Below are 26,501 nucleotides of genomic sequence, written 5' to 3'. Positions count from 1 at the left end.
ATTAGAACATTACCATGCCTGCATATCAATTTACTGCCATTGATGCTTCAGGGAAGCAGCAAAAAGGAGTGCTTGAAGGAGATTCAGCACGCCAGATTCGCCAACAATTACGCGATAAAGCATGGACACCAATTAGTGTTGACCCTGTTGAACAAAAAGATAAACATCAAAGTCAGGGGTTATTCCAAAAAAAGTTCAGTGCTTATGATTTGGCACTCATGACCAGACAACTTTCTGTTTTGGTTGCAGCCGCAATTCCTCTAGAAGAAGCTTTACGTGCAGTGAGCAGGCAAAGTGAAAAACCACATGTGCAAAACCTTTTATTATCTGTCCGTTCTCGCGTTTTAGAAGGGCATTCACTCGCACAAGGGATGCAGCAATCTGGACGGTTTCCAGACCTCTATATTGCAACGGTCGCCGCTGGTGAGCGTTCTGGGCATTTAGATCTGATTTTAGATCAGCTCTCTGATTACACCGAAAACCGTTTTGCTATGCAAAAGAAAGTTCAGGGCGCCATGATTTACCCAATCATTTTAATGCTGATGTCTTTTGGTATTGTGATGGGCTTAATGACTTATGTTGTACCAGAGATTGTAAAAACGTTTGACCAAAGCAAAGATGCCTTGCCGTGGATTACAGTTGCTTTAATGAAAGCCAGTGATTTTATCCGTCATGCTTGGGTGTTTATTATTATTTTTGCAGTTGTGGGAATTGTTGCATTTGTACGATTCTTAAAAACGACTGCTGGGCATTATGCTTTTGATCGATTAACACTCAAATTGCCATTATTCGGTAAACTGTCACGTGGTATTAATTCTGCACGATTTGCCAGTACTTTATCTATTTTGACTCGTTCAGGCGTACCTTTGGTCGATGCCTTAAAGATTGGTGCAGCAGTGACCAGTAATTGGGTCATACGTGATTCAATTGCCCATGCAGCTGAGCGTGTTACCGAAGGTGGTAACTTGGGTACACAACTTGAGCGTAGTGGTTATTTCCCACCAATGATGGTACAAATGATTCGAAGTGGTGAGGCATCAGGTGAACTGGACCGCATGTTAGAACGTGCATCGACCATGCAAGACCGTGAGGTTACAACATTTATTTCAACCTTACTGGCATTACTTGAACCACTTATGCTGGTTCTAATGGCAAGCATTGTACTGGTTATTGTAATCGCGGTTATGCTGCCAATCGTAAATATGAACAATATGATTTAATAACTTTGATATTAGAGATAATGATGAAGATGGTCATGAAACAAAAAGAGCACGTTAAGGATGCTCAAAAAACCTCAAGCGTAGCTTTCGGACTTGCGGCACGTTCGAGCGGTGCTCGAATGAAACGTGCCTCAGGATTTACCCTCATTGAAGTCATGGTCGTGATTGTAATTTTAGGCGTGTTAGCAGCGTTAATCGTACCAAATGTCATGGGACGTAGTGAAAAAGCTAAAATTGATACCACCCAAATTACATTAAAAGGTGTGGCTGGTGCTTTAGATCAGTACAAACTTGATAACGGACATTTCCCAACCATGCAAGAAGGCGGGCTAGATGCTTTAGTTAATCAACCTGCAACAGCGAAAAACTGGATGCCGGGTGGCTATGTAAAAGGTGGTTATCCTAAAGACAGTTGGAAAAACGATATTCAATATGTCATTCCTGGGGCAGATGGTCGCGCTTTTGATTTGTATTCATTTGGAGCAGATGGCAAAGATGGTGGTGAGGGTAATGATGCGGATATTTATTATCAGCCTTAATTAAAAATATAATAGAGATTATCAATTCAGTTAAAAAGATAAACCGATAAATTCGAATTGATAATCTCTCTCAATCAGAAAAATATAATAAACAACTGAAAAATATAAATTAAAATTAATAATGATATTTGAGATTTATAATAAGAATTATTCCCATATTTAATAGTTACAAGAAAGTTAAAATGTAGAGAAAAATAAGCTATATATTTAAATGAAAGCTTTGCATAATAAATAAAAAGCACTTTATTCAATTAAAAAGGAGAGATTAAATGAAAGCATTTCTCATATTAGATGAACTGACTCAGTTTCATTGGGTAATGCTCAAGTCTGTCCTATTGATTTTGGGTTTATTGCCGCTTGCTGAAGTTTCATTAAAGCTATGGCTGAGTACAGAGGGAAGTAGCCAAATTATGATTGGTTTCTTCGCATTAAGTATTGTGAGTGCATGGTTGATGGTGAGCTTCTTTACCGCATTAAAAGCGAGTGTCTGGCAAGCTAAACAAATATCTACTAAATATGAGCAATTACTGTTTAAAGCTTATCGCTATGTACCCATGGTCTTTTTATCAAGCCTAGTTGCTTATTTATCTTTGGAACTATCTATCGCTTTTTAATGATATTTTAAAAGCAGATTTTTAAATAAAACGTAGACTCAACATCTACGTTTTATTTTTTTAGTTAAGCAGGTTGTACTAATATTGCCGTGATTTTACGAACTACAGGTAAGACCAAAAGTAACGTTGGAAAAGCGATTAACCAAGAAATTGTCCATGCAGACATCCAGACATAAATGGAAAATTCTCCTAGCCCTAAACTTCGTAAAGTACTGACCATAGACACTACAAAAGTCATAATGATGGATAGAAGAAAAGGTAAAACGATAGATGTATAGCGATTTGGAATTTTTTTAAAACTAGACAAAGATTTTGAGTTTTGCATTTTTGACTCCGTAAACCAACAAACGCCAGTGCCATTCAAAAATATAAAAATATTTTGAACAAATAGCTCCAAGCATTGTTGGAGGTATGTTGGCACGTTGATTGACGTAAACGTTTACGGCTTTTTGATGAGCAGATTTAATTTAGCATGAATTTTGAAAACTGGAAATAAAAAGAGGGTGTTTCTTTATTTGTACATATTATATGCTTCAAATCAGATATTTAAGAACATGAGAAAATGCAAATGGAACAAATCGAGTGGAATGATTTTTTAAAAGTAGAGCTTCGTGTTGGTAAAATTATTCAAGCTGAGGTTTTTGAAAAAGCGCGTAAACCTGCCTATATTTTACATGTAGATTTTGGTGAAGAATTGGGTATACGTAAATCGAGTGCTCAGATTACTAAACTTTATCAACCACAAGATTTAATTGGTAAATTAGTTGTTGCTGTAGTGAATTTCCCTAAAAAACAAATAGGGCCTATTCAGTCAGAATGTTTGGTGACAGGGTTTCATAACGCGGATGGGGATGTTGCACTTTGTATCCCAGAGTTTGAAGTTCCTCTGGGTACAAAGCTATTATAATTTAGCGACGTGATTTAAAAGAAACGTCAACTTTACGTGGACGATAAATCCAACCTAAAATCAGCAGTAATACTGCAAATCCTAACACTGGATAATCACCTAAACGGTTATAAAGAGTTTGACCTTGCATGGCAGGTAAATCACCTCTCAAGACAAACTCTTTATCGAGCGGTGCTTGTTCAGTGATATGACCATTTTGATCGATAAATGCTGTTACACCAGTGTTGGTTGCACGAATAAACCAGCGACCATTTTCTTTAGCACGCATCTGCACCATCTGTAAATGTTGCCATGGCCCCGCAGTACCCGTAAACCAAGCGTCATTAGATACAGTCACTAAAAAGTCGCTGTCTTCTGCATTGCGTCGGGTAAGGTTTGGATAAGCCACTTCATAACAAATCGCAGCAGCAAGCGCATGTCCTTTAATCATGAGTGGTTTCTGGTTACTCTCACCACGTGAAAAACCGCTCATGCTAATATCATTTTGCATGGCTGGTAATACCCATGAGAGTAAACCTGATAGTGGAATATATTCACCAAACGGCACAAGACGCTGCTTTTTATAGAGACCGCTTGAATCACTGCCAGAAGCCATAATACTGTTGTAATACAGCGGGCTACCGACTTCATGAGATTTGGTAACATCCCAGTAAGGAATTCCGGTTACCCATGCAGTGTGGTTCTTTTTAGCTTGTGCATCCATTGCATCCAAAAACGGTTCAATGTCAGTTTGGAAGAGTGGAATTGATGATTCAGGCCATACAATCAGGTCACGGCCCCATTCAGATTGAGTCAGACCAGCATAAATTTCTAATGTTCTGACTTGATATTCAGTCAGCCATTTTAAATCTTGTGGAATGTTACCTTGAATGAGCGAAACGCTAAGTGGTTTAGCAGCTTTAGGTTTTACAAACTGTATATATGATGCTCCCCATGCGCCTAAAACCAATAGGGCAGACGGGATAACCCAGAAAATACGCTTGCGCAGAACTTCAACTAAAGCACATGCTAATACAATGACAACGAAGGAAATTGCATAAATACCGAATAGAGGTGCGTAACCATCAAGTAAACGTTCAGTAAAAGCGTAACCCACAAACAGCCATGGGAAACCTGTAAATACCCAAGTTTTTGCCCACTCGAAAACAATCCAGAGCGGTGCAAAAGTCAGGGGTGTTTCAGGGAAGAAACGTCGGTAAACCCAAGTCTGAAGTGCGGTAAATAAGCCCATAAGCAGGGCCATAACAGCAATCATACCCACGCTTAGAAAGGCATTGGTATCGCCATATACATGGATTGAAGTGTAGAGCCAAAAAGCGCCTACAAACCATAAGCCGAAGCCATAGCTCCAGCCAATAGCAAATGCTTGTTTGGCCGAACGTTTATGTAGTGATGCGTAGAGTAGGGCTGGAGATAATATTGCCAACCACCACCAATAATAAGGTGCCAGTGAAAAACTGAATACGGCACCTGAAAATAAAGCAATGAGTAAAGGAAAAATTAAAGGAAGCTGTTTTTGTTGTTGCGAAGAATCTAACAGCTTTTCAAAGTATGCTCTCATTGACGTACAGCTCGAATCAGATGAATAGTGCGGGCATCTGCTTCAACGATTGTAAATAACCAATTTCCAAGCTCAACAGTTTGACCTTGTAAATCACTTACCAGACCAATCTCTTGAAGCAATAAACCGCCGACAGTTTCTACTTCATCGTCAGAAAAATCAGCATCTAAAACAGTATTGAAATGTTCGATTGGTGTAAGTGCTTGCACCATCCATGCATTTGCTACCGTATGGTCATTGTCCGGAACAATGTACTGAGCATCTTCATCAGCAGTGTCGTGTTCGTCTTCGATTTCGCCAACGATTTCTTCAAGAATATCTTCAAGCGTAACAAGACCAGCCGTTGAACCATATTCATCAATTACAATCGCAATGTGGGTCTGAGTATGTTTCAACATGCGTAGTACCTGATCGGAACGTGCACTTTCTGGAACAAATAAGGGTTGACGCATAAGAACTCGAATATCGACTTTGGTATTCGGTTCGGTTAGAAACGGCAGTAAATCTTTTGCGAGCAAAATCCCGACAACATTATCAGGCTGATCAGAAGAGAAGACTGGAAAGCGTGAGTGAGCAGACTCGACCAATACATCAAGAATATCAAGTAACTGATCATCTTCTTGCAAACTGATCATTGCTGTTCGTGGTGTCATGACTTCACGAATTTTTGTAGCTGGAAGGTCAAGAACACCTTCAAGCATGGCAACAGTATCTGGTTCTAAAAAGCGACGTGAATTTTGGACTAATTTTAATAATTCATCACGGGTTTCTGGTGCTGTGCCTAACCATTTTCGTAAGCCGCGCATTCCCCACGACGGACTTGGTTCCTCTTGCATGATCTTTCCTAAAGACTCAATCTATCAAATGAATACTTTGAATCATACCGAAGAAAAGATGCTTATGCATCTATAAAACAAGCTAAAAGACAAAACGTATATTGTTATGTAAAAGCCAGTTACAGTTAACAGCTCAGTAATTTGTTTATGCTAAAATGTGAAAATTCTATTTGTTCGAGTTTGTTATGTCAGAGCAACCCATTTCACCTACTGTACAACTCAATACGCGTGGTTTACGTTGTCCGGAACCTGTCATGATGTTGCATCAAGCCATCCGTAAATCTAAATCTGGCGATGTGGTTGAAGTCTTCGCAACAGATAATTCGACCTCGTGGGATATTCCTAAATTTTGTATGCATTTAGGCCATGAGTTGCTTTTGCAAGAAGAACGCTTAGATGAAAATGGTCATAAAGAATTTCATTATTTGGTGAAGAAAGGGTAATAGAATAATAAGGCTTCTAATAACGACAATTAGGAGCCATTAATAATTCAAATTTAATTTGAAATGATAATTTTTTACAAATAAGAATCGTTATATAATTTATAAAATTAAGTATATAAATGACGTATAAAAATGAATGATTATTTTGTGAAACGAAGCTTATTTATTTGTCTTTGGTTTTTCTCTATTGCTGGTTTATTAAATCTAGAAACCCCTTGGTTATCTGAAACTCTTGCCACCATTATTTTAGTTACTCTTATTATTGTTGGCTCAATTCTGTTGGGTTATAGAAATACATATTTTGCTCCCGAACCAAAAATAAAGATGAGTCTGATTTTACATACAAGATTCATGGGCTTCATGTTAATTCTTGATTTATTGTTTGGGAAATCAGTTTGGTATTTCGATTTAGCACGAAACTTTGGTTTTCTTGGTCTGTTTTTATTAGGCTCATTTATTTTCTATAAAAAGAACCTTAATTTAAATGTAGCAAAAATACCGCCTTTTCAATAAGCGAACTCCAATAAAAAAAGCCCCGAATAATCGGGGCTTTTTTTATTACATATTAGGATAATTCGGACCACCGCCGCCTTCTGGCGTTACCCATGTGATGTTTTGAGATGGGTCTTTAATGTCACAGGTCTTACAGTGAACACAGTTTGCTGCGTTAATCTGGAAGCGTTTAGAGCCATCATTATCTTCCATGATTTCATAAACACCAGCAGGGCAGTAGCGCTGTGCAGGCTCATCCCATTTCGGTAAGTTTACGTTCACTGGAATTGAAGGATCAGTAAGCTTCAAGTGAGCTGGCTGGTTTTCTTCATGTACAGTGTTTGAGATAAATACAGAAGATAAACGGTCAAATGTAAGCTTGCCATCTGGTTTTGGATAGTTTGGCTTAAAGCTGGTTGTATCAACAGTTTTCAATACAGCGAAGTCTTGCTTCAAGTCATGTAAAGTAAATGGCACTTTAAAGACATTTTGGTCGATAAAGTTAAATGCACCACCAATCCATTGACCAAATTTATGCATTGCTGGGCCAAAGTTACGAGAGTTATAAAGCTCTTCTTTTAACCAGCTGTTGTTGAATTTGTCAGTGTATGAAGTTAATTCTTTAGTGAATAAATCTTCGCCTTCGGTAACACGTGCAATCGCAAGGTCACCACCTTTTTCTACACCAGCAGCAATCGCTTCAAATACAGCTTCACCACATAACATGCCTGATTTCATGGCAGTGTGTGAGCCTTTGATTTTTGCAAAGTTCAAGAAACCTGCGTCATCACCAATCAAGCAACCGCCCGGGAAAGTCAATTTAGGCAATGAGTTGAAACCGCCTTTCACTACAGCACGTGCGCCGTAAGAAATACGTTTACCACCTTCTAAATACTGTTTAATCAGTGGGTGAGTTTTCCAGCGCTGCATTTCCATGAATGGATACATGTGTGGATTTTCATAAGACAAGTCCACGATCATACCCAAAGTCACTTGGTTGTTTTCAGCGTGGTATAACCACCAACCACCAGAAGAACCAGTTTCAGCCAATGGCCAACCAGCACCGTGCATCACTAAGCCCGGCTTATGTTTTGCTGGGTCAATTTCCCAAAGCTCTTTAATCCCGATACCGTAGTGCTGAGGATCAGCATCTTTATCAAGGTTGTATTTAGCAATGAGGCGTTTGCCTAAGTGACCACGGCAACCTTCAGCAAAGAGGGTGTATTTAGCGTGAAGCTCATAGCCTGGAGTAAAGTTATGCGTTGGTTCGCCATCTTTACCAATACCCATGTCACCAGTTTGAATACCTTTTACCGTACCGTCTTCATGGTAAAGCACTTCAGATGCAGCAAAGCCAGGGAAGATAGAAACTTCTAGTTCTTCAGCTTTTTGTCCTAACCAGCGAACAACGTTACCTAACGAGATAACGTAGTTACCATCATTGTGCATGGTTTTAGGAACCATCCAATGTGGCGCTTCTTTAGAAGTGGTTTCAGAAAGTAAGAAGAATGTCTTGTCTTCAGTTACAGGTACGTTAAGAGGCGCGCCTTCTTCTTTCCAGTTCGGGAAAAGTTCATTGATGGCACGTGGCTCAAGCACAGCACCAGACAAGATATGCGCACCTACTTCAGAGCCTTTTTCAACTACACAAACAGAAAGATCGGGTAAGTTTTTTTCAATCGCTAATTGACGGATCTTAATCGCAGCAGACAGACCGGCAGGTCCTGCACCTACGATGACAACGTCAAACTCCATCGATTCACGTTCGATGTGTTCCATGTAGGACTCCTCAATACTTAAAGGTGGCAACCGTCATATTCAGAAATTCGGTGCTGCCGTGAGTGTTTTAATCCATAGGCGCAAATATGCTATTGTGCCTTTTATCGTTTTGGCTAGTATAGTTTTAAACCATGATCTAGCCAATTGGCTGAGTCGTCATATTTTTTCGTCAGCAAGGCATAAACTATGGTAAATCAAAATAATTCCCCATCGGATATGGGAAAAATACCGTTATCTGATGATAAAAACTTAATGAACATTGCACAATACTTAAAAGGTGTACAGCAAAGTCACAAAAGGTCAATTCCACCTTTAGAGCAGTGGCATCCAAAGCATTGCGGCAAAATGGATTTGACGGTTAAAGCCAATGGAGAATGGTGGCACGAAGGTCAATTAATTAAGCGCCAAGCCCTATTAGATCTATTTACCAAAGTCCTATGGAAAGAAGAAGGGAAATTCTACCTGAAAACCCCCGTAGAACAAATTGAAATTGAGGTTGAAGATGAACCTTTATTAGTCAATCAGGTCGATCAAGTTGAAATTTCAGGTGATCAATTTTTACAACTGACCACGACCAATCAAGATGTGATTTTGGTTGATGCTGAACATCCAATTTTTATGCGTGAATATGCAGGGGAGTTGCGTCCTTATGTGCATGTGCGTTTTGGAATTAATGCGCTTATTCAACGTCAGTCTTTTTATCACTTAGTGAACTATGGAACACTCATCGAAAAAGAGAATGGTGAAACCGTTTTAGAGTTAAAAAGTGGTAATTTGCTCTTGCAATTAGGCACTTGAGGTTTAAGCTTTAGGAAGTGAAATTTTCTGACACTTCAGTACAGCTATGACCGCCATACAACCTCTATTTACCGATCTAGAACCTATGCCTAAAGCATCAGCAGATGCCCCAATTGGTATTTTTGATTCGGGAATTGGAGGAATGTCAGTTGCAGCAGAAATAGCTAGATATTTGCCGAATGAACGCATTGTGTATTATGCCGACACAGCCTACGTTCCTTATGGCCCACGTTCTGATGAAGAAATTAGAGAACTCACAGCCCGAGCCGTTGATTGGTTATACCGCCAAGGTTGTAAAATTGCGGTAGTTGCATGTAATACAGCTTCAGCATTTAGCCTTGACCATTTACGTGAGCATTATGGTGAACACTTTCCAATTGTTGGTTTAGTTCCCGCATTAAAACCTGCCGTATTACAGACACGTTCTAAAGTGGTTGCCGTGTTGGCAACGCCTGCTACTTTTCGTGGGCAACTTATTAAAGATGTTGTTGAGAAGTTTGCTGTTCCGGCGGGTGTTAAAGTGATGACCTTAACCAGCCTTGAACTTGTTCCTTGTGTGGAAGCGGGACAGCAAATGGGGGAGGCGTGTTTAACGGCATTAAAAGAAGTTTTACAGCCTGCCGCTGAGCAAGGTGCAGACTATTTAGTGCTCGGTTGTACGCATTATCCTTTCTTAAATGAAGCAATTCATCATCTTTTTGATAACCAATTCACACTGGTTGATTCGGGATTCGCAGTTGCCCGACAAACAGCCCGTATTTTAATAAAAAATGCGTTATTATGTGACCAAATAGGTCAGAATGTTGCACGTATTGAATGTTACGTCAGCGGAAATAATGCTGACGCACTGCAACCTGTTTTACAACATATGATTCCACAAGAGTTAACTTGGACACTTTATAATCTGAACTGATCTTTTAGCATCATTTAGAAAATAGTGTTTTTTTATATTTATTATTTTATTTGGGGCGGTTCATGATCTTGGCTGATTTTAAGTCACATACAGATCATGAGGCGAAAGGGTATTGTTATGCTCGATACACGCTATCAGATTTTTATTTCAACGTCTGGCCGCGATATGCAGCCAGAGCGAACGGTTTTGTCTCAAACCTTGGTGGGGATGGGGTTCTTTGCTTGGGGGCTAGAACATCGAACACCTTTAACAACTACACTTGCACGTCGACAGATTGATGAATGTGATTATGTAATCTTACTTCTGGGTAGTCAGTATGGAGAACAATCGATTTCTGGTGTGAGTTATCTGTCTTTAGAATATGAATACGCGTTAAGTCAGGCTAAACCTATTATTGTGTTCATGCATGAACAGCCTGAAAGTCGTGAAATAGTTTTACAAGAAACACAGCCACAACTTAAAGATAAATTTCTCGCATTTAGAAAAAAGTTATTACACGAAGCAAAGCATATTTTTTACTTTAAAACTCCACGTGAATTGGAGTTGGCTGTCCGTTTAAATATCCCTTTAATGGTTGAGCAACATATGGGACAAGGTTGGGTTCCTGCTCATCAAGCTCAGCAGTTAGAAGATGAAATTAGACTCTTAAGAAGTAAAATTTTGCGTTTAGAACAGCGAGTAACCGAGCCATCAACTCAGTTAAATGAAGTCGCACCACAAGATATTTTTGTATTTGAATATCAGATTCAAGCATTTCAGGATGGCAACTTTAAAGAGCTTAAACGACAGAGACAAATGACATGGTCTCAGTTGTTGAGCGTGCTGGCAAAGCGCTTTGAAACAGCTGTGCCAGAAGAGAATTTTGGAATTTGTCTGAATGAATATTTAAATCAGGCTGGCTTAGAAGATGCCCGTCAGGAATTACCTCGTGCACATGCGGTGGCTTGCGCACAGATTAATCATAAGGCACTGTTTCAAATTAAAAATCAAATGCAATCACAAGGTTGGATTGTCCCAACGCAAACTGAGCAATCATATGACCTCTGGAAACTAACCACTAAAGCTCAAAAGATATTGCTTAGTTATAAATGGAACCATCGAGGCGTTCGATTAAAAGCTTAGAGCGATTCAATTTATATATGACACTGAAAACTGTTACATTAGTGTCATAAGATGAACTGAAAGGCATTTACACATGTCGTTTGAACAAAAACCGAAAGTTACTGTCATTTTAGCGAATTTAGGCACACCAGATGAGGCGACTGTCCCTGCGGTGCGCCGTTTTTTAAAACAGTTTTTATCTGATTCACGCGTGATTGAAATACCAAAATTCATCTGGTGGATTATTTTAAATCTGTTCGTTTTACCTTTTCGCCCGAAAAGAGTAGCGCATGCCTATGCTTCGGTATGGTCAGCAGACTCGCCAATGCGCGAAATTGTGTTTGAACAAACCAAACGTGTGCAGGCTTATTTAGAACAAGAAAATAAACAGTTTGATTTAACCGTTTTACCAGCAATGACTTACGGTAATCCGGGTATTGATGCAGTTTTAGAAAAATTGGCGACGAATCCGCAAGAGCATGTCATTTTATTGCCTTTATTTCCTCAATATTCTGCAACGTCTACAGCGCCGTTATATGATGCATTTGCCAAGTGGATTCCAGCTCAGCGGAACTTGCCGGGTCTGACCATCATTAAAGACTATTATCAGCATCCTATGTTTATTCAAGCATTGGCAGAAAGCGTTTTAGCCTACCAAGAGCAGCATGGTAAACCTGAAAAACTATTGATGTCATTTCACGGGATTCCACAGCCATATGCAGACAAAGGTGACCCTTATGCAGATCGTTGTCGCATTACAGCAAAGTTAGTTGCTGAAGCCTTACATTTAAAAGAGGATGAATGGGCTATTAGCTTCCAATCACGTTTTGGAAAACAAGAATGGGTGAAGCCTTATACTGACCAGCTTTTACAAGATTGGGCGAAGCAAGGTGTTAAGTCTGTTCAGGTATTAAGCCCAGCTTTTTCTGCCGATTGTTTAGAAACACTTGAAGAATTAGCTATTCAAAACGCTGAGTTATTTCAAGAAGCAGGTGGTGGTAGCTATGCTTATATTCCAGCTTTAAATAGCGATCAGGCTCATATTGATTTGCTTGCAGGTTTAGTTCAGGCTAATCTTGATGCCCTTACCCATACCTTAGCCCACCGTTAATTGCGTTTTAGCCAGAGGTTCTTATGCTGCAAGTCAAAATTGTTCCCGTTACTGCATTTGCTCAAAATTGTTCCCTTGTTTGGGACAGTGAAACGAAAGAAGCAGTTTTGATTGATGCAGGTGGTGATGCTGCTGTTTTGAAAAAAGAAGTAGAAGCCTTAGGTTTAAAAGTGAAGGCTCTGTGGCTAACTCATGGGCATTTAGATCATGCAGGAGCGGTAGGCGAGCTTGCTAAAGAATGGAGCGTTCCAGTTATTGGTCCACACAAAGAAGATCAGTTCTGGCTAGACATGATTCAGGAAGTATCAGCACGTTATGGCTTCCCGATTCCACAACCTGTCAAAGTCGATCAATGGCTTGAAGGTGGTGAAGTACTCAAATTGGGTGAAGATGAATTTGAAGTACGCTTTGCTCCAGGGCATACGCCAGGTCACGTAGTTTTCTATAATAAAAACCATGGTTTACTTTGGACAGGCGATGTTCTGTTTAAAGGTTCGATTGGGCGAACAGACTTCCCACGTGGTAACCATGAGCAGTTGATTGAATCGATTAAACGTGAATGTTTTAGTTTGCCAGATGATACTCAGTTTATTTCTGGACATGGTCCAATGAGTACCATTGGCTATGAAAAGCAATTTAACCCGTTTGTCGCGGGTAAAGCAGGTTAATCCTCATAATCATCTTCATTTTGACTACCCTTGTTTTGCTGAGGAGCATCTTGGGTAGGCAGTCTATATTCATCATTTGCCCAAGCGCCTAAATCAATTAATTTACAACGTTCAGAACAAAACGGACGAAATTCATTGCCTTCCCAAACACTTGGTTCACCACAACGTGGGCAGGGAAATGTACGTGGCATAAAGCGATATCCTCAAAGTGAAGAGAAATAGATTAGGCAAAAGTCAGGTGACTTGTTAGACTTATGCCGATTTTTATTTAGTTTGATGTGATTATGCCGATTCGTCAATTTCAAGCACAACGTATGCAAGCGCCTCGTGATTTTACTCCAATTGAAAATACCCCGATTTGTGTAGAAATTGGAGCGGGCAAGGGCAAACATGCTTTGCTTTTTAGTGGGCAACAGCCACAGCACACGTTGTATGCAATTGAACGAACCCGAGAAAAATTCTTGGCAATGCAAAAACAGCATGGTTTGGAACCAAGAGATAACTTGGTACCTGTACATGCAGATGCTTTACCTTGGGTAGTGCATGCTTTGCATCCAGCTCAGGTTGAACATTTCTTTATTCTCTACCCAAATCCAGAACCACATAATCCAGCACAGCGCTGGTTGAACATGCCATTTTTTGAGTTCCTGTTATCACGTCTGCAAACATGTGGAACCATTACTCTGGCAAGTAATATTCCTGAATATATTGAAGAGGCAGAGCAGCAGTTATTAAATGTATGGAAGCTGCCTTACCAAAAAGAAAAAATTGCTCAAACATCTGCACGTACTCATTTTGAAATTAAGTATTTAGAGCGTGGTGAGCTTTGTCAGCAGCTCATTATGACCAAGCCTGAAGGTTATCAAACTCGATTTGATGAGTTTGCGCCATTGCAAGGGCAAACACATGGCGAATAAGCGGGTTGCCATTATTGGAGCAGGCCCAGCAGGTCTTATGGCTGCTGAGGTATTGAGCCAATACGCTTATGATATTGATGTCTATGAACAAAAACCTTCAGCGGCACGTAAGTTTTTGATGGCAGGTAAAACGGGTTTAAATATTTCGCATGCCGAACCATTAGCCCAGTTCATTGACCGTTATGACCAGGCAGAATGGCTCAAACCGTGGGTTGAAAAATGGGATGCAGTCTGGATTCAGAACTGGATGAAAAGCCTGGGAATTGAATCTTATGTGGGCACCTCAGGTCGCATTTTTCCGGTCGAAATGAAAGCTGCTCCTTTACTGCGTGCTTGGCTAAAACGTTTGGCAGAGCAACAAGTTAAATTCTTTTATCGTCATCGTTGTATTGATTTGCAAGGTACAACGGTGACTTTAGAAAACCAAAATAATCAAAACACTGAAACTTTTACCAAGCAATACGATGCAGTCGTGTTGGCTTGCGGTGCGGTGTCTTGGTCACAATTAGGTAGTGATGGTGCATGGCAGCAATGGGTGGATCAATCCAGTATTGAACCTTTTCAGCCAAGTAATGCAGGGGGATTGCACACTTGGTCAGCTTTTATGGAAAGCTGTTTTGGTGAACCTTTAAAGCGTATCAATGCGTGGGTTGAGCCTAGCCAAGTTACTCATGGCGATATTGTAATTACTCACTATGGTTTAGAAAGTGGTGTTATTTATAAACTTGGACGTGCCTTAAGAGAACAACAAAAACAAGGGAAAAGCTTAAATCTATTTTTGGATTTATTGCCTGATGTAGAGTTGTCACAGTTAATTAAAAAATTGCAGGCTGGTAAAAAACAATCGCTCACTAATATCTGGCGTAAAGCAGGCTTAGACACAGCTAAAATTAACTTAATTAGAGAAGTCGTTGATAAAGCGTTATGGAGCCAACCAGAGACTATGGCTCAGCAAATTAAATCACTTCAAATTAAGTTAGATGGCTTTAGGCCTATTGAAGAGGCGATTAGTTGTGCTGGTGGTATTAAGCAAAAAGCATTAACTGAGAACTTGAGCCTTAAACAAATCTCAGGTGTGTTTTGTTGTGGTGAAATGCTAGATTGGGATGCGCCTACGGGTGGATATTTACTTACAGCATGCTTTGCTACAGGGCGAGCAGCTGGTGAAGGCGTGCATTTATTCTTAGAAAAATAACAGCGAATTTGGTGCTATTTTTGATATGTGAAAAGTGTTATTTTTGAGCGATCAATAATAATAGGATTTACGAGAACATGTCTCAAGCATCACCAGTTTATCAAGGAAGTTGTTTGTGCCAAGGTATTCGCTATGAAATTAAAGGCGATATCGGGGATATCATTCAATGCCATTGTCAACGTTGCCGAAAATCCAATGGAACAGCATTTGCCACGAATGCTCCTGTTAAAAGTACAGATTTTAAAATCATCCAAGGTGAAAACTTAGTTAAAAAATTCGCTGTGGAAGGTGTGTACCGCTGGTTCTGTAGCGAATGTGGTTCACCTTTGATTAGTTCGCGTGATGCTCAGCCTGAACTGTATCGTGTAAGAATTGGGACACTAGATACGCCATTAGAGCAAAAACCGACAATGCATATTTTTGCTGCCTCTAAGGCAGAGTGGGAATGCATTCGTGACGATTTACCGCAATACGATGAACGTCCATGATTTTACAAAGTATATTTAAATCAAATTCAAGATGATCTAATATACTTAAAACGGGGAGATGGCATTCCTCCCCTGACAAACCGCCGTATTGGCTAATGATGCCTACGTTACCCTCATGTATTTATATATCACTGGGTACGTAGGTTATTGCGTACTCTGCTTATTTTTGGAGTACGCCATGTCATATTTTCCTTCATTATTTTTTGCTCTTTTAGCGTCTATCTAAAGGGGTGGTCTTATGTATTATTCTCTACTTTCAATTGCTCTAGGCTCAGTTCTAGGGGCGTGGTTACGTTGGTTTTTAGGTTTAAAACTTAACCCGATTTACCCGCAAATTCCACTCGGTACTGTCACTGTTAATTTGGTCGGTGGTTTTATTATTGGTTTTGCGATTGCCTACTTTTCTCAAAGTGATTTAAGCCCAAATTATAAGCTCTTTGTGATTACGGGTTTTTGTGGTGCTTTAACTACGTTTTCAACGTTCTCGATTGAGATCGTCACTTTATTACAAAGTGGTAAGTTGGGAATGGCGATGTTGGGAATTTCCATTCATTTAATTGGATCGTTAATTTTTACGTGTTTGGGGTTGGCGACTTATTATTGGGTAGCAGGACATTGAGTGTTTGTTTTGGTTGAAATGTTTACTGCTGAGTCTTTTCAATAAAGTTTTATGCATGGATGCCGTCGTTTCGCTGTGCTACATGGATGTAGCATCAGCGGAACAAAGGGTTTTGTCACTTTTGCCCTCAAAAGTGAGGCATTGCCTATTAACAGGCTTTAGAAAATCTCATAATTTGAGGTTGTGCTAAAAAATGATTAAGCTTTTTCAGCCAAAGCCTGACCTTCAAACTTCACACCATCCCAACCATTTTGCATAAACTGACGAATATTCTGATGATCAGTTCCCTCAGGTGTAGCCAATACAGATGCGTAGTGCTCTGCAAATAAACTTAAAGTTTGAGCTTGGTCTAAACCTTGTAACTTGGCAAAAGAGAAAACTTTTGCACTGCCTTGATTTTCAGTCGCAGCATTATGCTGTGCGCCATTTTGAAAAGCTGTTGGAGTATGTTGGTAACGTGCTTCAATATGAGCTAAAACGTCTGAAAATTTTGCTGTGCCTGCTTGTAATTGTGCAAGTAACTCTTGTGCCATTATCTTAAACTTCCTATTAAATGAGGGTTCAAGCATAGCATCGAATAGCAACTTTGAAAGCTCGGCGAATGCAAAAAAAAATGATGAGTTGTGGGAAAAATAAGAAGAGTTTTTATACAAGTTGTGGATAAGTTCTCTTTTATACACAACATAAAAAGATTGAAAAAATACACATAAAAAAAGAAGCCTAAGTGGAGGAGATAGTCTTAGGCTTCCAATGATTTAAGTGTATTGATCAAATCTTAACGTAAGATTAACTCTTACGATTAAAGCGAGCGAAGCGTTTATTAAATGTTGCAACGCGGCCTTCGTTACTTGCTTGACGTACTTCACCTGTGTAGAAAGGGTGAGATGCACTTGAAATATCAAGGGTTACATAAGGATAGACTTTTCCTTGATATTCTTTGGTTTGTTTAGACTGAAGAGTACTACCAATTAAAAAGTACACGTCTGCATTGGTGTCATGAAATAACACTTGTTGATAAGCAGGATGAATATCTTTACGCATGAGAGATTGTCCTAAATTATTTTTGATTAAAGAAATGTTATAACATAACAATTAAAAAGTCAATGTAACCCCTAGAAGGCTACATTGATCAGTAAATTAAGTTAGTTAGAAGGTGGGACAAGCTCTTCAAATAGACCATTCAAATTGTCATGAACTTTTAGGTGAATGAGGTTCCAGTAGTGTCCTGAAATGGTTCTGTTGACCATTAATGTATCTGGTGAAGGCTTAAATACATCCCAGTACTTCAAAGATTTTTTCACAAGCAACATGCCATCATGATGTGATGAATTCTCGGCAAAATCATAAGTGGTGGTAAGCGGACGCAATAACACTTCAATCCAGAGTTTATAAAGGTCGCTCGGGAATTTGCCTTTTTCGGCTAGTGAATGTAGCTCAAGTAACTCAGTTTCAATCAAATCGATATTTTCATGACGAGCTGCATTTACTAAGCGTTTAAAGCTATACACAATTTCATTGGAAAGCGTTTTAACACTCCCGTAGTCATAAATAATGACACTACCATCTTGGCGGAAGGCAAAGTTACCCGGGTGGGGGTCACAGTGAAAACGTTTTAAAAAGAACATTTCCTGACCTAAAGCACGAATCAAACGACGTCCAATCGTATTTCGAATTTCAATAGGCCAAGCGCTGGCAGTTTCAATGCTGTCACCTTGTTCAAGGCTTAAGGTTAAAATACGTCTTGAAGAGTAATCTTTATAAACAGTAGGGATGATAATTTTGTCATCTAACTGGCTATGAAATGTTTTGAAAACTTCTAGGTTTTGAGCTTCGATTTCATAGTTAAGTTCTGCTGAAAGACTATCCTGAATTTCTGTAAAAAGCTGATCTTGTAGCTTTTTATCAATTTTAAGTACGCCCATTAAACGAAGGGCTAAACGTACTTGTTTTAAGTCACTTTCACAGGCCTCATCAACACCTGGATATTGCACTTTAACAACGACTTGTTCGCCACTAGGTAGTGTAGCTTTGTGAACTTGACCAATTGAAGCAGCTGCAAAAGGTTCTTGATCAAAAGATTTAAAGGCAACATTAAGCGGTTTTCCAAGCTCACGTTCAACTTGTTGCTGAATAGCAGCAAAAGGCATGGCTGGGGCTTGGCGTTGTAACTTTGAAATTGCTTTAGCAACTTCGGGTGGGAATATATCTTTATATTGAGATGCAATTTGGCCGACTTTCATGACGGCACCTTTCATTTCGCCTAAGGTGTCGGCAATTTGCAAACCAATATCTTGAAATAACTTGGTTTTTGAAGCCAGCTTTTGTTCTTCGTCTGCGGTCAAGTTTCGAATCGAGTTAGAAACGGTTTTCGTTGCAATGCTCGCGGTCATTCCTGCAAGTTTCATAAATCGTTTGCCGGGTGAACTTGCATTCTTTGCCATATCTTCGATACCTCATTGACTACAACATAATATTGCCTAGTTTTGATCATAGGTGACAAAGCTTAAAAAGCCTATATGAAATTGTTTATCTCATGTAAGAAAATTTTCGAAAAACAAAATGTTATTTTTATAGTAAAAAATATGAAAAGCTTGTGAAAATCCATTTCATAAACAAAGCTTTAATATCTATAAAGTGTCTGTTTTTTTGGTGCTAATGTGAATGGCAGGTTAAATAAAAATAGAGATAACAAAAGTTATGACAAGTTTAAGTTCAGCCCATGGGCGGTCTCAGGCAGTTCCTTTATCTGTGTTTGAGCAGTCAAAAGATGCGCATATTATTCGTTCTGATGAAGAAGCAATTGAGGTTGCCAAACAACTTGCGCAAGAGTTCGCACACGAAGCATCTGATCGAGACAAGGAGCGCCGTTTACCTCTAAATGAAATTCAACAGTTCTCACAAAGCGGCTTATGGGCCATTACGGTTCCTAAGCAATTTGGTGGTGCACAAGTCAAATATCGAACTTTGGCTGAGGTCATCAAAACAATTGCGAGTGTTGATCCATCTCTTGCACAGCTTCCCCAAAATCACTTGGCTTTTATTGAACATTTACGTCTTGATGCCGGCCCAGAACAACAACAGTTCTTCTTTAACTTAGTATTGAGAGGTATTCGTTTTGGCAATGCATTTTCGGAAAAACATAGCAAAACAGTGGCTGACCTCACTACCACATTAAAAAAGACTGAGCACGGTTATGAAATTAATGGGAAGAAGTTTTTTGCAACTGGCGCATTGCTTGCACATTGGGTTCCAATTGTTGCTGTAAATGAACAAGGGCAGCCTTATGCGGCGCTAGTTCCTCGGGAAACTTCAGGGGTGAATATTATTAATGACTGGTCTGGTTTCGGGCAAAGAACCACAGCCAGTGGGACTGTTGAACTTAATCAAGTTCCAGTACGTGAAGAATATCTAATTCCGATTTATCAGGCTTTCGAACGTCCTACACCAGCAGGTGCAATTTCACAATTTATTCAAGCTGCTGTCGACGCTGGTATTGCACGTGGCGCAATTGAAGAAACAATTCACTATGTCAAAAATCATAGTCGTGCATGGGTCGATTCAGGTTTAGAAAAAGCGAGTGATGATCCCTATACGATTGCAAATATTGGTGATTTAAAAATAAAACTGCGTGCAGCAGAGGCGGTATTAGATTTAGCAGGAGATGCGATCGATCAAGCGATTGCTGACACGACAGAAGAATATGTAAATCAAGCGACATTACTGGTTGCTGAAGCAAAAGTACTCACTACAGAAGTTGCGATTTTAGCAGCGAATAAGCTTTTTGAGTTGTCTGGAACACGTTCTACTTTGTCAGAGCTTAATCTGGACCGCCATTGGCGTAATGCTCGCACTCACACCTTGCATGATCCAGTGCGTTGGAAATATCACATTGTTGGTAATTATTACCTCAATGGTATCCATCCACCTCGTCATGCATGGAGCTAAAGTGAATAAAAAATAAGATTAGGAGAATAAAGATGACAATTACGCAAATTGAATTAGAAGAGCTATCGGTAGGCGCCGATTATGAAAAGGTAGCAAGTAGATTTCGTCCAGTTTTTGAAAAAATTGCCCAAGGTGCAATTCAACGAGAAAAAGAACGAATCTTGCCTTTTGAACCGATTCAGTGGTTAAAAGAACTCAAATTAGGTGCAGTACGGGTACCCGTTAAATATGGTGGAGATGGGGTGTCGTTACCACAACTTTTCCAGCTTCTAGTAGAATTGGCGCAAGCAGATTCGAATATTGTGCAAGCATTGCGTGGACACTTTGCTTTTGTCGAAGACCGTTTGGTTGCGCATAAAGAGCATTCGCAGGAAGTCTGGTTTCAGCGTTTTGTACAAGGTGATTTAGTTGGAAACGCATGGACCGAAGTTGGAAATGTACAGATTGGTGACGTCGTTACGCGAGTCACTAAAGATGCTTCGGGTAACTTGGTGGTGAATGGTGAAAAGTACTATTCAACAGGAAGTATTTTTGCTGACTGGATCGATTTATTTGCTTACGATGAAGTGAATGACCGTCATGTGATTGCTGCTATTTACCGTCATGAAACAGGGGTAAGCGTAATTGATGACTGGGATGGCTTTGGTCAAAAGACAACGGGCAGTGGTACTTTAAAAGTGCATCAGGTGCATTTGCCGGCCTCGCACCTTATTCCATTTGACCAGCGTTTTAAATATCAGACCGCTTTTTATCAGGTTGTCCACCTTGCAACCCTAACAGGGATTGCACATGCCGCGGTCGAAACTTTTAGCCAAGAAATACGTGAGCGAAAGCGTATTTTTAGTCATGGCAATGGTGACCTTGTTCGTCACGACCCACAAGTTTTACAGGTGGTGGGTAAAGCCTCTGCTCAAGCCTATGGAAGTCTAGCAATTACGATTAAAACAGCAGAAGCCTTACAGAAGGCTTATGAAAGTCACTTTAGTGAGTTAGAGGTGAAAGAACATCAGTTTAATGTAGATGCCGAGCTTGAGTCAGCGCAAGGGCAGGTGGTGATTTCTAATTTGGTATTGGATTTAACTAGCCAGTTATTTAACGCTTTAGGTGCATCGGCAAGTAGTCAGGTTAAACAACTCGACCGTTTCTGGCGTAATGCACGAACAGTCTCTTCTCATAATCCACTCATCTATAAAGAAAAGGTCATTGGCGATTGGGAAGTGAACCGTACCGATTTACCCTTTGTCTGGCAAATTGGAGCAAGTCCGCGGGCAAAGTCTGCATAAAATAAAAAAGCCGATGTTTCATCGGCTTTTTTATTAGGTTTGGCTTAAACGTTTGGTATTTAAATAAAGCCTTGAAAGTAATAAAACACAAGCAATGCTCAAACCAATAATCAAACCTAGCCACACACCTGCCACGCCCCAATGGGTATAACGCGCTAAATAAAGCCCAATAGGGAAAGCAATCACCCAATATGCCATGAGCGTAATCCACATTGGTGCTTGAGTATCTTGCATACCTCTTAAACAGCCTGCGGCACTCACTTGTAATGCATCCATCAACTGATATGCCATTGCAAACCAGAGTAAATACATCGCAACAGGAGCTACGTTTAAGTCTTGAGTATAAATCGAGATAATTTGTTCACGGCCTAGAGCAATAAAAGTCATGGTTAATATGGCAAAAAATATTGCTGTGCTGAGACCAATTTTTTGTACTTGGTACATTGAAGCCCAGTTCTTTTCACCATAATAAGTACCGACACGGATGGTTAAGGCAATGGCTAGTGAAAGCGGAATCATAAACAGCACAGAGGTAACGGAAATTGCGACTTGGTGTGCGGCAATAAACACTTCACCAAGAGGGCTAAGGACCAATGCACCTGTACTAAAAATACTAATCTCAAAGAACACAGCTAAACCGATTGGTAGACCAAGCTGTAAAATTCTTTTAACTAAAGCCATATTAATTTTATCAAATCGGCCAAAAATAGGCGTGTTTTGATAAGCCGAAGCTTTATAAATATAGCCAGCTAAAGTAATTAGCATGAGCCACTGTAAAATGGATGTTGCAAAACCACAGCCCGCGCTACCTAATGCAGGTATTGGTCCTAATCCATGCATAAAAATCATGTTAAGAGGGACCAATACAACTAAAGCTAATAGGCTAATAGCTGTGACAGGGCGTGGATGGCCTAATGCTTCTGAATAGCCACGTAGCGCTGCGTACATAGTCACAGCTGGCATCCCTAAACCAATTGCATGCAAGAACAAGCTTGCTTTAGGTCGTAAGCTCTCTGGTACGCCGAACACATGCAAGAAAAACGGCATAAGCTGCAAAATGAGCATTGCCAGTACACCTAAAATGACAGCAACCCATAATGACTGACGAACAACGACAGGGATCTGCTCTGTATTTCTTGCGCCTTTTGCTTCAGCGACCAAAGGTGTTGTTGCAATCATAATGCCGCTGAACAGGAGCATGATTGGAACCCATAAACCGACCCCTACAGCAATTGCTGCTAAATCGGTTGCAGATAAATGCCCAGCCATAATAGTGTCAATTAACCCGAATCCTGCTTGAGCAAACTGGGTAATTAAAATTGGTAGCATTAAGTGGAAGAGTTGTTTTAATTCAGCCCGAAAAGATGTGACATTCGACACAAAAGGTACTCTTTTTAAATATAAAAAATGAAGCTAACGCTGCAAAGTGAGTACCACACCAACAAAGATGATGACTCCACCAAGAAACCGTTGCCATGTAACAGGTGTCTTTTCTGTGCCCAACCAACCAAAATGATCAAGTAACATTGAAATAACGATTTGCCCAAAAACGACTAGCCCTGTAAAGGTTAAAAAACCAAGCTTAGGTGCAGTATAAATGCTCATGCTGATTGCATAAACCCCAAGAAATCCTCCAGTCCAAAGAAGCCATGGAATATTTGATATTTCACTTAAAGAGGGCTTCTCGGCACTTTGAAAGAAAACCATAATTGCTAAAACAATAGTACCTATGAAAAATGATAATAAAGCTGCTTGTAAGGGTGAGTGTAGTTGCTCGCGCAGTTGAGCATTAATTGCGGTCTGAAAAGCCATGGCAACACCGATTCCCATAGCTAAGGGTAAGATCAGGAAAAGTTGACTAGAGAATTTCATCATTTTTATCAGTATTTAAGAATGTTTAAATTTAGTCTAAAGCAATTAAGGTATGTTTTCATAAGCCCATTGATGCAGTCATGTTAAAATAGAAATATTGTGTAAATTGGACCTGCTCCTTGGCCGTATTAAACCCTGCTTCTATTCCTCTATCTTTATATATCCATATGCCGTGGTGCGTGCGTAAATGTCCATATTGTGACTTTAACTCGCATGCAGTACCAGACGGAGCACTTTCGTCAGAACTTGAGCAAACCTATTTAAAAGCATTGGTCGCCGACTTTGAAACTCAACTAGAGATGGCGCAGGGACGTTCGATCCATAGTGTGTTTATTGGTGGTGGAACCCCTTCACTGATTTCGGCACAGGGGTATGTATGGTTATTTGCAGAACTTAAGTCATTGCTTAAGTTTGAAGATGGCTGCGAAATTACCTTAGAGGCAAATCCGGGAACGGTAGAGCATGACCCATTTGCAGGGTATTTAGAGGCTGGCATTAATCGTTTGTCTATTGGTGTCCAGAGCTTTGATACTGATCATTTGCAAAAACTTGGTCGTATTCATTCTGCAAACAATGCAATTGAAGCGATTCAACAAGCAAAGCAGGCTGGTTTTAAACGAGTAAATGTAGACTTAATGCATGGTTTGCCTGAGCAAACGCTAGAGCAGGCACTCTATGATCTCAAGCTTGCTGTAGAAAGTGGTGCCACTCATATTAGTTGGTATCAACTTACCATTGAACCGAATACCGTTTTCTTCCGTACCCAGCCCGTTTTACCGCAAGATGAAATGCTTGAAGATATTCAAGAGCAGGGTGAGGCATATCTTAAGGCAAATGGTTTTATAAATTATGAAGTTTCGGCATGGCGTAAAGAGCTGCCTTCAGCACATAACTTAAATTATTGGGAATTTGGTGATTATCTTGCGATTGGTGCAGGTGCACATGGCAAAGTGACACGGCCAGATGGTGTGTATCGTTTCCAAAAAACTCGGTTGCCAAAAGACTATTTAGCTAAGGTTCCTGCTGAACATTTGCAAATGAAAAAGATTGAGGCAGAAGAGCTACCTTTTGAATTTATGATGAATGCTTTACGTCTAAATGATGGTGTAAAAGCTGAGTTATATAAACAGCGTACAGGCTTAAGCTTAGATCATTTAAATGAGGTACTCACTTCACTGCGAGCTAGAAAGCTACTGGTAGAGGATAGTTCTCGTTTGGCTTGTACAGAGCAGGGGCATATTTTCTTGAACTCGGTACTAGAAGAGTTTTTATAATAAAGCAAAGTCAAAGCCGCATTATCAAATGCGGCTTTTTGATTTTAGCGAGTGGTGTAGCCACCATTTGCAAAAATTGTTTGGCCGGTAATCCACCAACCATCGGTCACCAAAAAGCGAACTAGAGGCTCGATATCTTCAATTTTGGTGAGCCCACCTAAAGCGGAAGCTGATTTATGGTAAGCCACTGCCTCGGCAGATTCCTGTCCATAAAAGAATGGTGTATCCATTGGTCCGGGTGCAACGGCAGTTACAGAAATCTGGCGATCACCAAACTCTTTTGATGCAGCACGGGTGTAATGCTCAACAGGTGCTTTTAAGCCTTCATAGGTTGAATAGAGTCCAGTGTAGGCTGCAAGAAGAGATGTCACGATTGAGCAGATCTTTCCGCCGTCATTTAAATGACGACCCGCCGATTGAATAAAGAAATAGGCAATTTTTGAGTTGATATCGCTCATGCTATCAAACTCTTGTTCTGTGGTGTCTAAAAAGGATTTCTTTAAAACCTTTCCAACTGTATTAATGGCAATATCAATTCCGCCAAAATGCTGCTTAGTGTCTAAGAAGAGCTTTTCAATATTATTAATATCCGTTAGGTCTGCTTGAATTAAAACAGCGTCTATACCGAATGCTGTTACATCCGCGAGTGTCTTTTCTGCATCTGCTTGAGTTTCAGTGCTATTGTAGTGAATTGCAATTTTTGCACCTTGTTCTGCAAATTTACGGCTAATAAGTCCGCCTAAGTTTTTTGCACCGCCCGTAATCAGTACAACTTTATCTTTCAGAGTATGAGTTGTCATGATGATTGTTCCTATGATGACTTGTTTTAATGTGTTTTTAGTCTAGATTGGCGGTAATTTTTGATCAATTATGCTAGTTTGGTTTAACTATTCAGAAAATACGAACAATTAAATGGATCGGTTGCAGCAATTTTTTATTTTTTCAGAAGTCGCTAAACGACAAAGCTTTAGTGAGGTAGCAAATCAACTTGATTTACCTCGCTCTACAGTGACGAGTGCAATTCAACAATTAGAAACTCACTATGGTGTTCGGTTATTCCATCGAACTACACGCAAAGTAAGTCTCACTCAAGATGGACAAAGAATCTTGCCTGAATGTCAAAACCTTTTGTTTGACTATGAACAGCTTGAACAACTCATACAAACGCAAAAGCAGCATTACCGTGGCACGCTAAAAATTTCAATGCCCAGCCGAATCGTGCATCAAGTGATTATTCCTGAACTTCCTGATTTTTATAGCCGCTATCCAGACATTCATTTACAACTAAATAGCTCAGATGACATTACTGACTTGATCGAGAAAGGGATCGATTGTGTGGTTCGGGTGGGGCAGCTAGAGAATAGTAGTTTGATCGCGAAGTTCGTTGGTAACTTGATTATGGTGAACTGTGCAAGTCCCCACTATTTAGAACAATACGGTATTCCTGAACAATTAGAAGATCTATCTCAGCACAAACTCGTTAACTACGCAGGAGCCGTAGGAGAAAAACAGGGTATATTTTTATATCAAGATGGAACAGTGATGATCGATAGTGCTTTAAGTGTAAATAATACAGAAGCCTATGTCGCTGCTGCTTGTGCTGGCTTAGGGATTATTCAACTTCCATACTACGATGTTCAGGATAAAATAGAGAAAGGAACCTTGATTGAAGTTTTAAGTGCACATACTGCTCAATCTTTGCCACTCAATATTTTGTATCCGAACCGAAGTTATATTCCTAAACGTTTAGAAATCTTTATGAATTGGGTTAAAGACATTTTATATAAGAAATGCATCGTCATCTTTTAGTCATGAAACTAAAATAAGATAACAATAAAAAAGCCTCTCGTAGTGAGAGGCTTTTTAGAATTTGGTGGGTCGTCCGCGACTCGAACGCGGGACCAACGGATTAAAAGTCCGCTGCTC

Annotated in this window: 30 protein-coding genes and 1 riboswitch; of the genes, 19 read left to right on the top strand and 11 right to left on the bottom strand. The window is 39.9% G+C overall.

Features of this window, described 5'->3' with window-relative positions; genetic code table 11:
• The first annotated feature begins 14 nt into the window (after window positions 1–14).
• The 3 genes from gspF (at window position 15) to QLG01_RS10625 (ending at window position 2,373) form a co-directional block, all read left to right on the top strand.
• Window positions 15–1,220, top strand: coding sequence for a type II secretion system inner membrane protein GspF (gene gspF, locus QLG01_RS10635; RefSeq protein WP_005301929.1), 1,206 nt, complete (start codon window positions 15–17; stop codon window positions 1,218–1,220).
• 23 nt (window positions 1,221–1,243) lie between these two features.
• Entirely contained in the window at window positions 1,244–1,759 is a 516-nt protein-coding gene (gene gspG / locus QLG01_RS10630) for a type II secretion system major pseudopilin GspG (RefSeq protein WP_107880652.1), read from the top strand.
• 269 nt (window positions 1,760–2,028) lie between these two features.
• Window positions 2,029–2,373, top strand: a complete 345-nt coding sequence (locus tag QLG01_RS10625) for a hypothetical protein (protein ID WP_151766769.1) — start codon at window positions 2,029–2,031, stop codon at window positions 2,371–2,373.
• Between the two features lie 64 nt (window positions 2,374–2,437).
• On the opposite strand, the gene QLG01_RS10620 is transcribed toward QLG01_RS10625, so the two are convergent.
• Entirely contained in the window at window positions 2,438–2,698 is a 261-nt protein-coding gene (locus QLG01_RS10620; protein ID WP_199987270.1) for a DUF2798 domain-containing protein, read from the bottom strand.
• Between the two features lie 243 nt (window positions 2,699–2,941).
• On the opposite strand from QLG01_RS10620, the gene QLG01_RS10615 reads away from it, so the two are divergent.
• Window positions 2,942–3,280, top strand: a complete 339-nt coding sequence (locus QLG01_RS10615) for a tRNA-binding protein (RefSeq protein ID WP_005301940.1) — start codon at window positions 2,942–2,944, stop codon at window positions 3,278–3,280.
• Window position 3,281: 1 nt separating this feature from the next.
• Here the strand turns inward: QLG01_RS10615 and lnt are convergent, their stop codons facing one another.
• Window positions 3,282–4,841: an apolipoprotein N-acyltransferase gene (gene lnt, locus QLG01_RS10610; protein ID WP_111855596.1), complete on the bottom strand. Its 1,560-nt coding sequence runs from the start codon at window positions 4,839–4,841 to the stop codon at window positions 3,282–3,284.
• Window positions 4,838–5,677, bottom strand: a complete 840-nt coding sequence (locus tag QLG01_RS10605) for a CBS domain-containing protein (protein WP_004794939.1) — start codon at window positions 5,675–5,677, stop codon at window positions 4,838–4,840. Before QLG01_RS10605 ends, lnt begins: the two co-directional genes overlap by 4 nt.
• A 185-nt stretch (window positions 5,678–5,862) precedes the next feature.
• Between QLG01_RS10605 and tusA the strand changes: the two genes are divergently transcribed.
• Both tusA and QLG01_RS10595 read left to right on the top strand, forming a co-directional pair.
• The gene (tusA, locus tag QLG01_RS10600) at window positions 5,863–6,120 is read left to right on the top strand and encodes a sulfurtransferase TusA (protein ID WP_002053527.1); all 258 of its coding nucleotides are present in this window, start codon (window positions 5,863–5,865) and stop codon (window positions 6,118–6,120) included.
• A gap of 132 nt (window positions 6,121–6,252) precedes the next feature.
• A complete protein-coding gene (locus QLG01_RS10595; protein ID WP_013199055.1) occupies window positions 6,253–6,633 on the top strand; it encodes a hypothetical protein in 381 nt (126 codons plus the stop codon).
• Between the two features lie 45 nt (window positions 6,634–6,678).
• Here the strand turns inward: QLG01_RS10595 and QLG01_RS10590 are convergent, their stop codons facing one another.
• Window positions 6,679–8,391, bottom strand: a complete 1,713-nt coding sequence (locus QLG01_RS10590) for an electron transfer flavoprotein-ubiquinone oxidoreductase (RefSeq protein ID WP_151988890.1) — start codon at window positions 8,389–8,391, stop codon at window positions 6,679–6,681.
• Window positions 8,392–8,577: 186 nt separating this feature from the next.
• Here QLG01_RS10590 and QLG01_RS10585 point away from each other — a divergent pair, with 186 nt between their 5' ends.
• From QLG01_RS10585 to QLG01_RS10565, 5 genes are all read left to right on the top strand, one after another.
• Entirely contained in the window at window positions 8,578–9,189 is a 612-nt protein-coding gene (locus QLG01_RS10585; RefSeq protein WP_004794931.1) for a DUF1285 domain-containing protein, read from the top strand.
• Window positions 9,190–9,235: 46 nt separating this feature from the next.
• Entirely contained in the window at window positions 9,236–10,102 is an 867-nt protein-coding gene (murI, locus tag QLG01_RS10580) for a glutamate racemase (RefSeq protein WP_282496413.1), read from the top strand.
• A 117-nt stretch (window positions 10,103–10,219) separates the two neighbouring features.
• A complete protein-coding gene (locus QLG01_RS10575; protein WP_282496412.1) occupies window positions 10,220–11,224 on the top strand; it encodes a DUF4062 domain-containing protein in 1,005 nt (334 codons plus the stop codon).
• A 73-nt stretch (window positions 11,225–11,297) separates the two neighbouring features.
• The gene (gene hemH / locus QLG01_RS10570) at window positions 11,298–12,314 is read left to right on the top strand and encodes a ferrochelatase (RefSeq protein WP_191900545.1); all 1,017 of its coding nucleotides are present in this window, start codon (window positions 11,298–11,300) and stop codon (window positions 12,312–12,314) included.
• 23 nt (window positions 12,315–12,337) lie between these two features.
• Window positions 12,338–12,982: an MBL fold metallo-hydrolase gene (locus tag QLG01_RS10565; RefSeq protein WP_004794923.1), complete on the top strand. Its 645-nt coding sequence runs from the start codon at window positions 12,338–12,340 to the stop codon at window positions 12,980–12,982.
• Here the strand turns inward: QLG01_RS10565 and QLG01_RS10560 are convergent.
• A complete protein-coding gene (locus QLG01_RS10560; protein WP_004794921.1) occupies window positions 12,979–13,173 on the bottom strand; it encodes a DNA gyrase inhibitor YacG in 195 nt (64 codons plus the stop codon). The genes QLG01_RS10565 and QLG01_RS10560 overlap by 4 nt on opposite strands.
• A gap of 87 nt (window positions 13,174–13,260) precedes the next feature.
• On the opposite strand from QLG01_RS10560, the gene QLG01_RS10555 reads away from it, so the two are divergent.
• The 4 genes from QLG01_RS10555 to crcB all read left to right on the top strand — a co-directional run bounded on the left by QLG01_RS10555 (window position 13,261) and on the right by crcB (window position 16,201).
• The gene (locus QLG01_RS10555; RefSeq protein WP_282496411.1) at window positions 13,261–13,899 is read left to right on the top strand and encodes an SAM-dependent methyltransferase; all 639 of its coding nucleotides are present in this window, start codon (window positions 13,261–13,263) and stop codon (window positions 13,897–13,899) included.
• Window positions 13,889–15,094 (top strand): TIGR03862 family flavoprotein, encoded by a 1,206-nt coding sequence (locus tag QLG01_RS10550; RefSeq protein ID WP_282496410.1) that lies wholly within the window; start codon window positions 13,889–13,891, stop codon window positions 15,092–15,094. Before QLG01_RS10555 ends, QLG01_RS10550 begins: the two co-directional genes overlap by 11 nt.
• Window positions 15,095–15,171: 77 nt before the next feature.
• Window positions 15,172–15,582 carry a GFA family protein gene (locus QLG01_RS10545; protein WP_282496409.1) on the top strand — a complete coding sequence of 137 codons (411 nt, stop codon included), beginning with the start codon at window positions 15,172–15,174 and terminating at the stop codon, window positions 15,580–15,582.
• A 45-nt stretch (window positions 15,583–15,627) separates the two neighbouring features.
• A riboswitch (Fluoride riboswitch) is annotated at window positions 15,628–15,694 on the top strand.
• Window positions 15,695–15,820: 126 nt separating this feature from the next.
• Window positions 15,821–16,201, top strand: coding sequence for a fluoride efflux transporter CrcB (gene crcB / locus QLG01_RS10540; RefSeq protein ID WP_057105397.1), 381 nt, complete (start codon window positions 15,821–15,823; stop codon window positions 16,199–16,201).
• A 197-nt stretch (window positions 16,202–16,398) separates the two neighbouring features.
• Here the strand turns inward: crcB and QLG01_RS10535 are convergent, their stop codons facing one another.
• The 3 genes from QLG01_RS10535 to QLG01_RS10525 all read right to left on the bottom strand — a co-directional run bounded on the left by QLG01_RS10535 (window position 16,399) and on the right by QLG01_RS10525 (window position 18,642).
• Window positions 16,399–16,734, bottom strand: coding sequence for a HopJ type III effector protein (locus tag QLG01_RS10535; RefSeq protein ID WP_004794912.1), 336 nt, complete (start codon window positions 16,732–16,734; stop codon window positions 16,399–16,401).
• A gap of 253 nt (window positions 16,735–16,987) precedes the next feature.
• Window positions 16,988–17,242, bottom strand: coding sequence for a type B 50S ribosomal protein L31 (locus tag QLG01_RS10530; RefSeq protein ID WP_005301976.1), 255 nt, complete (start codon window positions 17,240–17,242; stop codon window positions 16,988–16,990).
• A gap of 101 nt (window positions 17,243–17,343) precedes the next feature.
• Window positions 17,344–18,642: an AarF/ABC1/UbiB kinase family protein gene (locus QLG01_RS10525; RefSeq protein ID WP_013199046.1), complete on the bottom strand. Its 1,299-nt coding sequence runs from the start codon at window positions 18,640–18,642 to the stop codon at window positions 17,344–17,346.
• Window positions 18,643–18,898: 256 nt separating this feature from the next.
• Here QLG01_RS10525 and QLG01_RS10520 point away from each other — a divergent pair, with 256 nt between their 5' ends.
• Both QLG01_RS10520 and QLG01_RS10515 read left to right on the top strand, forming a co-directional pair.
• Window positions 18,899–20,146, top strand: a complete 1,248-nt coding sequence (locus tag QLG01_RS10520) for an SfnB family sulfur acquisition oxidoreductase (RefSeq protein WP_068527666.1) — start codon at window positions 18,899–18,901, stop codon at window positions 20,144–20,146.
• A 32-nt stretch (window positions 20,147–20,178) separates the two neighbouring features.
• Window positions 20,179–21,429, top strand: a complete 1,251-nt coding sequence (locus tag QLG01_RS10515) for an acyl-CoA dehydrogenase family protein (protein ID WP_199987264.1) — start codon at window positions 20,179–20,181, stop codon at window positions 21,427–21,429.
• 33 nt (window positions 21,430–21,462) lie between these two features.
• Here QLG01_RS10515 and abeM read toward each other — a convergent pair whose 3' ends face one another.
• On the bottom strand, window positions 21,463–22,809 hold the full coding sequence (gene abeM, locus QLG01_RS10510) for a multidrug efflux MATE transporter AbeM (protein WP_192455173.1): 1,347 nt from the start codon (window positions 22,807–22,809) through the stop codon (window positions 21,463–21,465).
• A gap of 33 nt (window positions 22,810–22,842) precedes the next feature.
• A complete protein-coding gene (locus QLG01_RS10505) occupies window positions 22,843–23,304 on the bottom strand; it encodes a DMT family transporter (protein ID WP_004794898.1) in 462 nt (153 codons plus the stop codon).
• Window positions 23,305–23,420: 116 nt separating this feature from the next.
• Here QLG01_RS10505 and hemW point away from each other — a divergent pair, with 116 nt between their 5' ends.
• Window positions 23,421–24,575: a radical SAM family heme chaperone HemW gene (gene hemW, locus QLG01_RS10500; RefSeq protein WP_282496408.1), complete on the top strand. Its 1,155-nt coding sequence runs from the start codon at window positions 23,421–23,423 to the stop codon at window positions 24,573–24,575.
• A gap of 44 nt (window positions 24,576–24,619) precedes the next feature.
• Here hemW and QLG01_RS10495 read toward each other — a convergent pair whose 3' ends face one another.
• Window positions 24,620–25,375, bottom strand: a complete 756-nt coding sequence (locus tag QLG01_RS10495; protein WP_151821909.1) for an SDR family oxidoreductase — start codon at window positions 25,373–25,375, stop codon at window positions 24,620–24,622.
• 112 nt (window positions 25,376–25,487) lie between these two features.
• On the opposite strand from QLG01_RS10495, the gene QLG01_RS10490 reads away from it, so the two are divergent.
• Entirely contained in the window at window positions 25,488–26,384 is an 897-nt protein-coding gene (locus tag QLG01_RS10490) for a LysR family transcriptional regulator (RefSeq protein WP_250374829.1), read from the top strand.
• The last annotated feature ends 117 nt before the right edge of the window (window positions 26,385–26,501 follow it).

Source organism: Acinetobacter sp. V89_4, from assembly GCF_029967875.1.
GTDB classification, from domain to species: domain Bacteria; phylum Pseudomonadota; class Gammaproteobacteria; order Pseudomonadales; family Moraxellaceae; genus Acinetobacter; species Acinetobacter oleivorans.
Note: the sequence above shows the minus strand (reverse complement) of the source record. Positions and strands in the feature narration are given on the sequence as shown.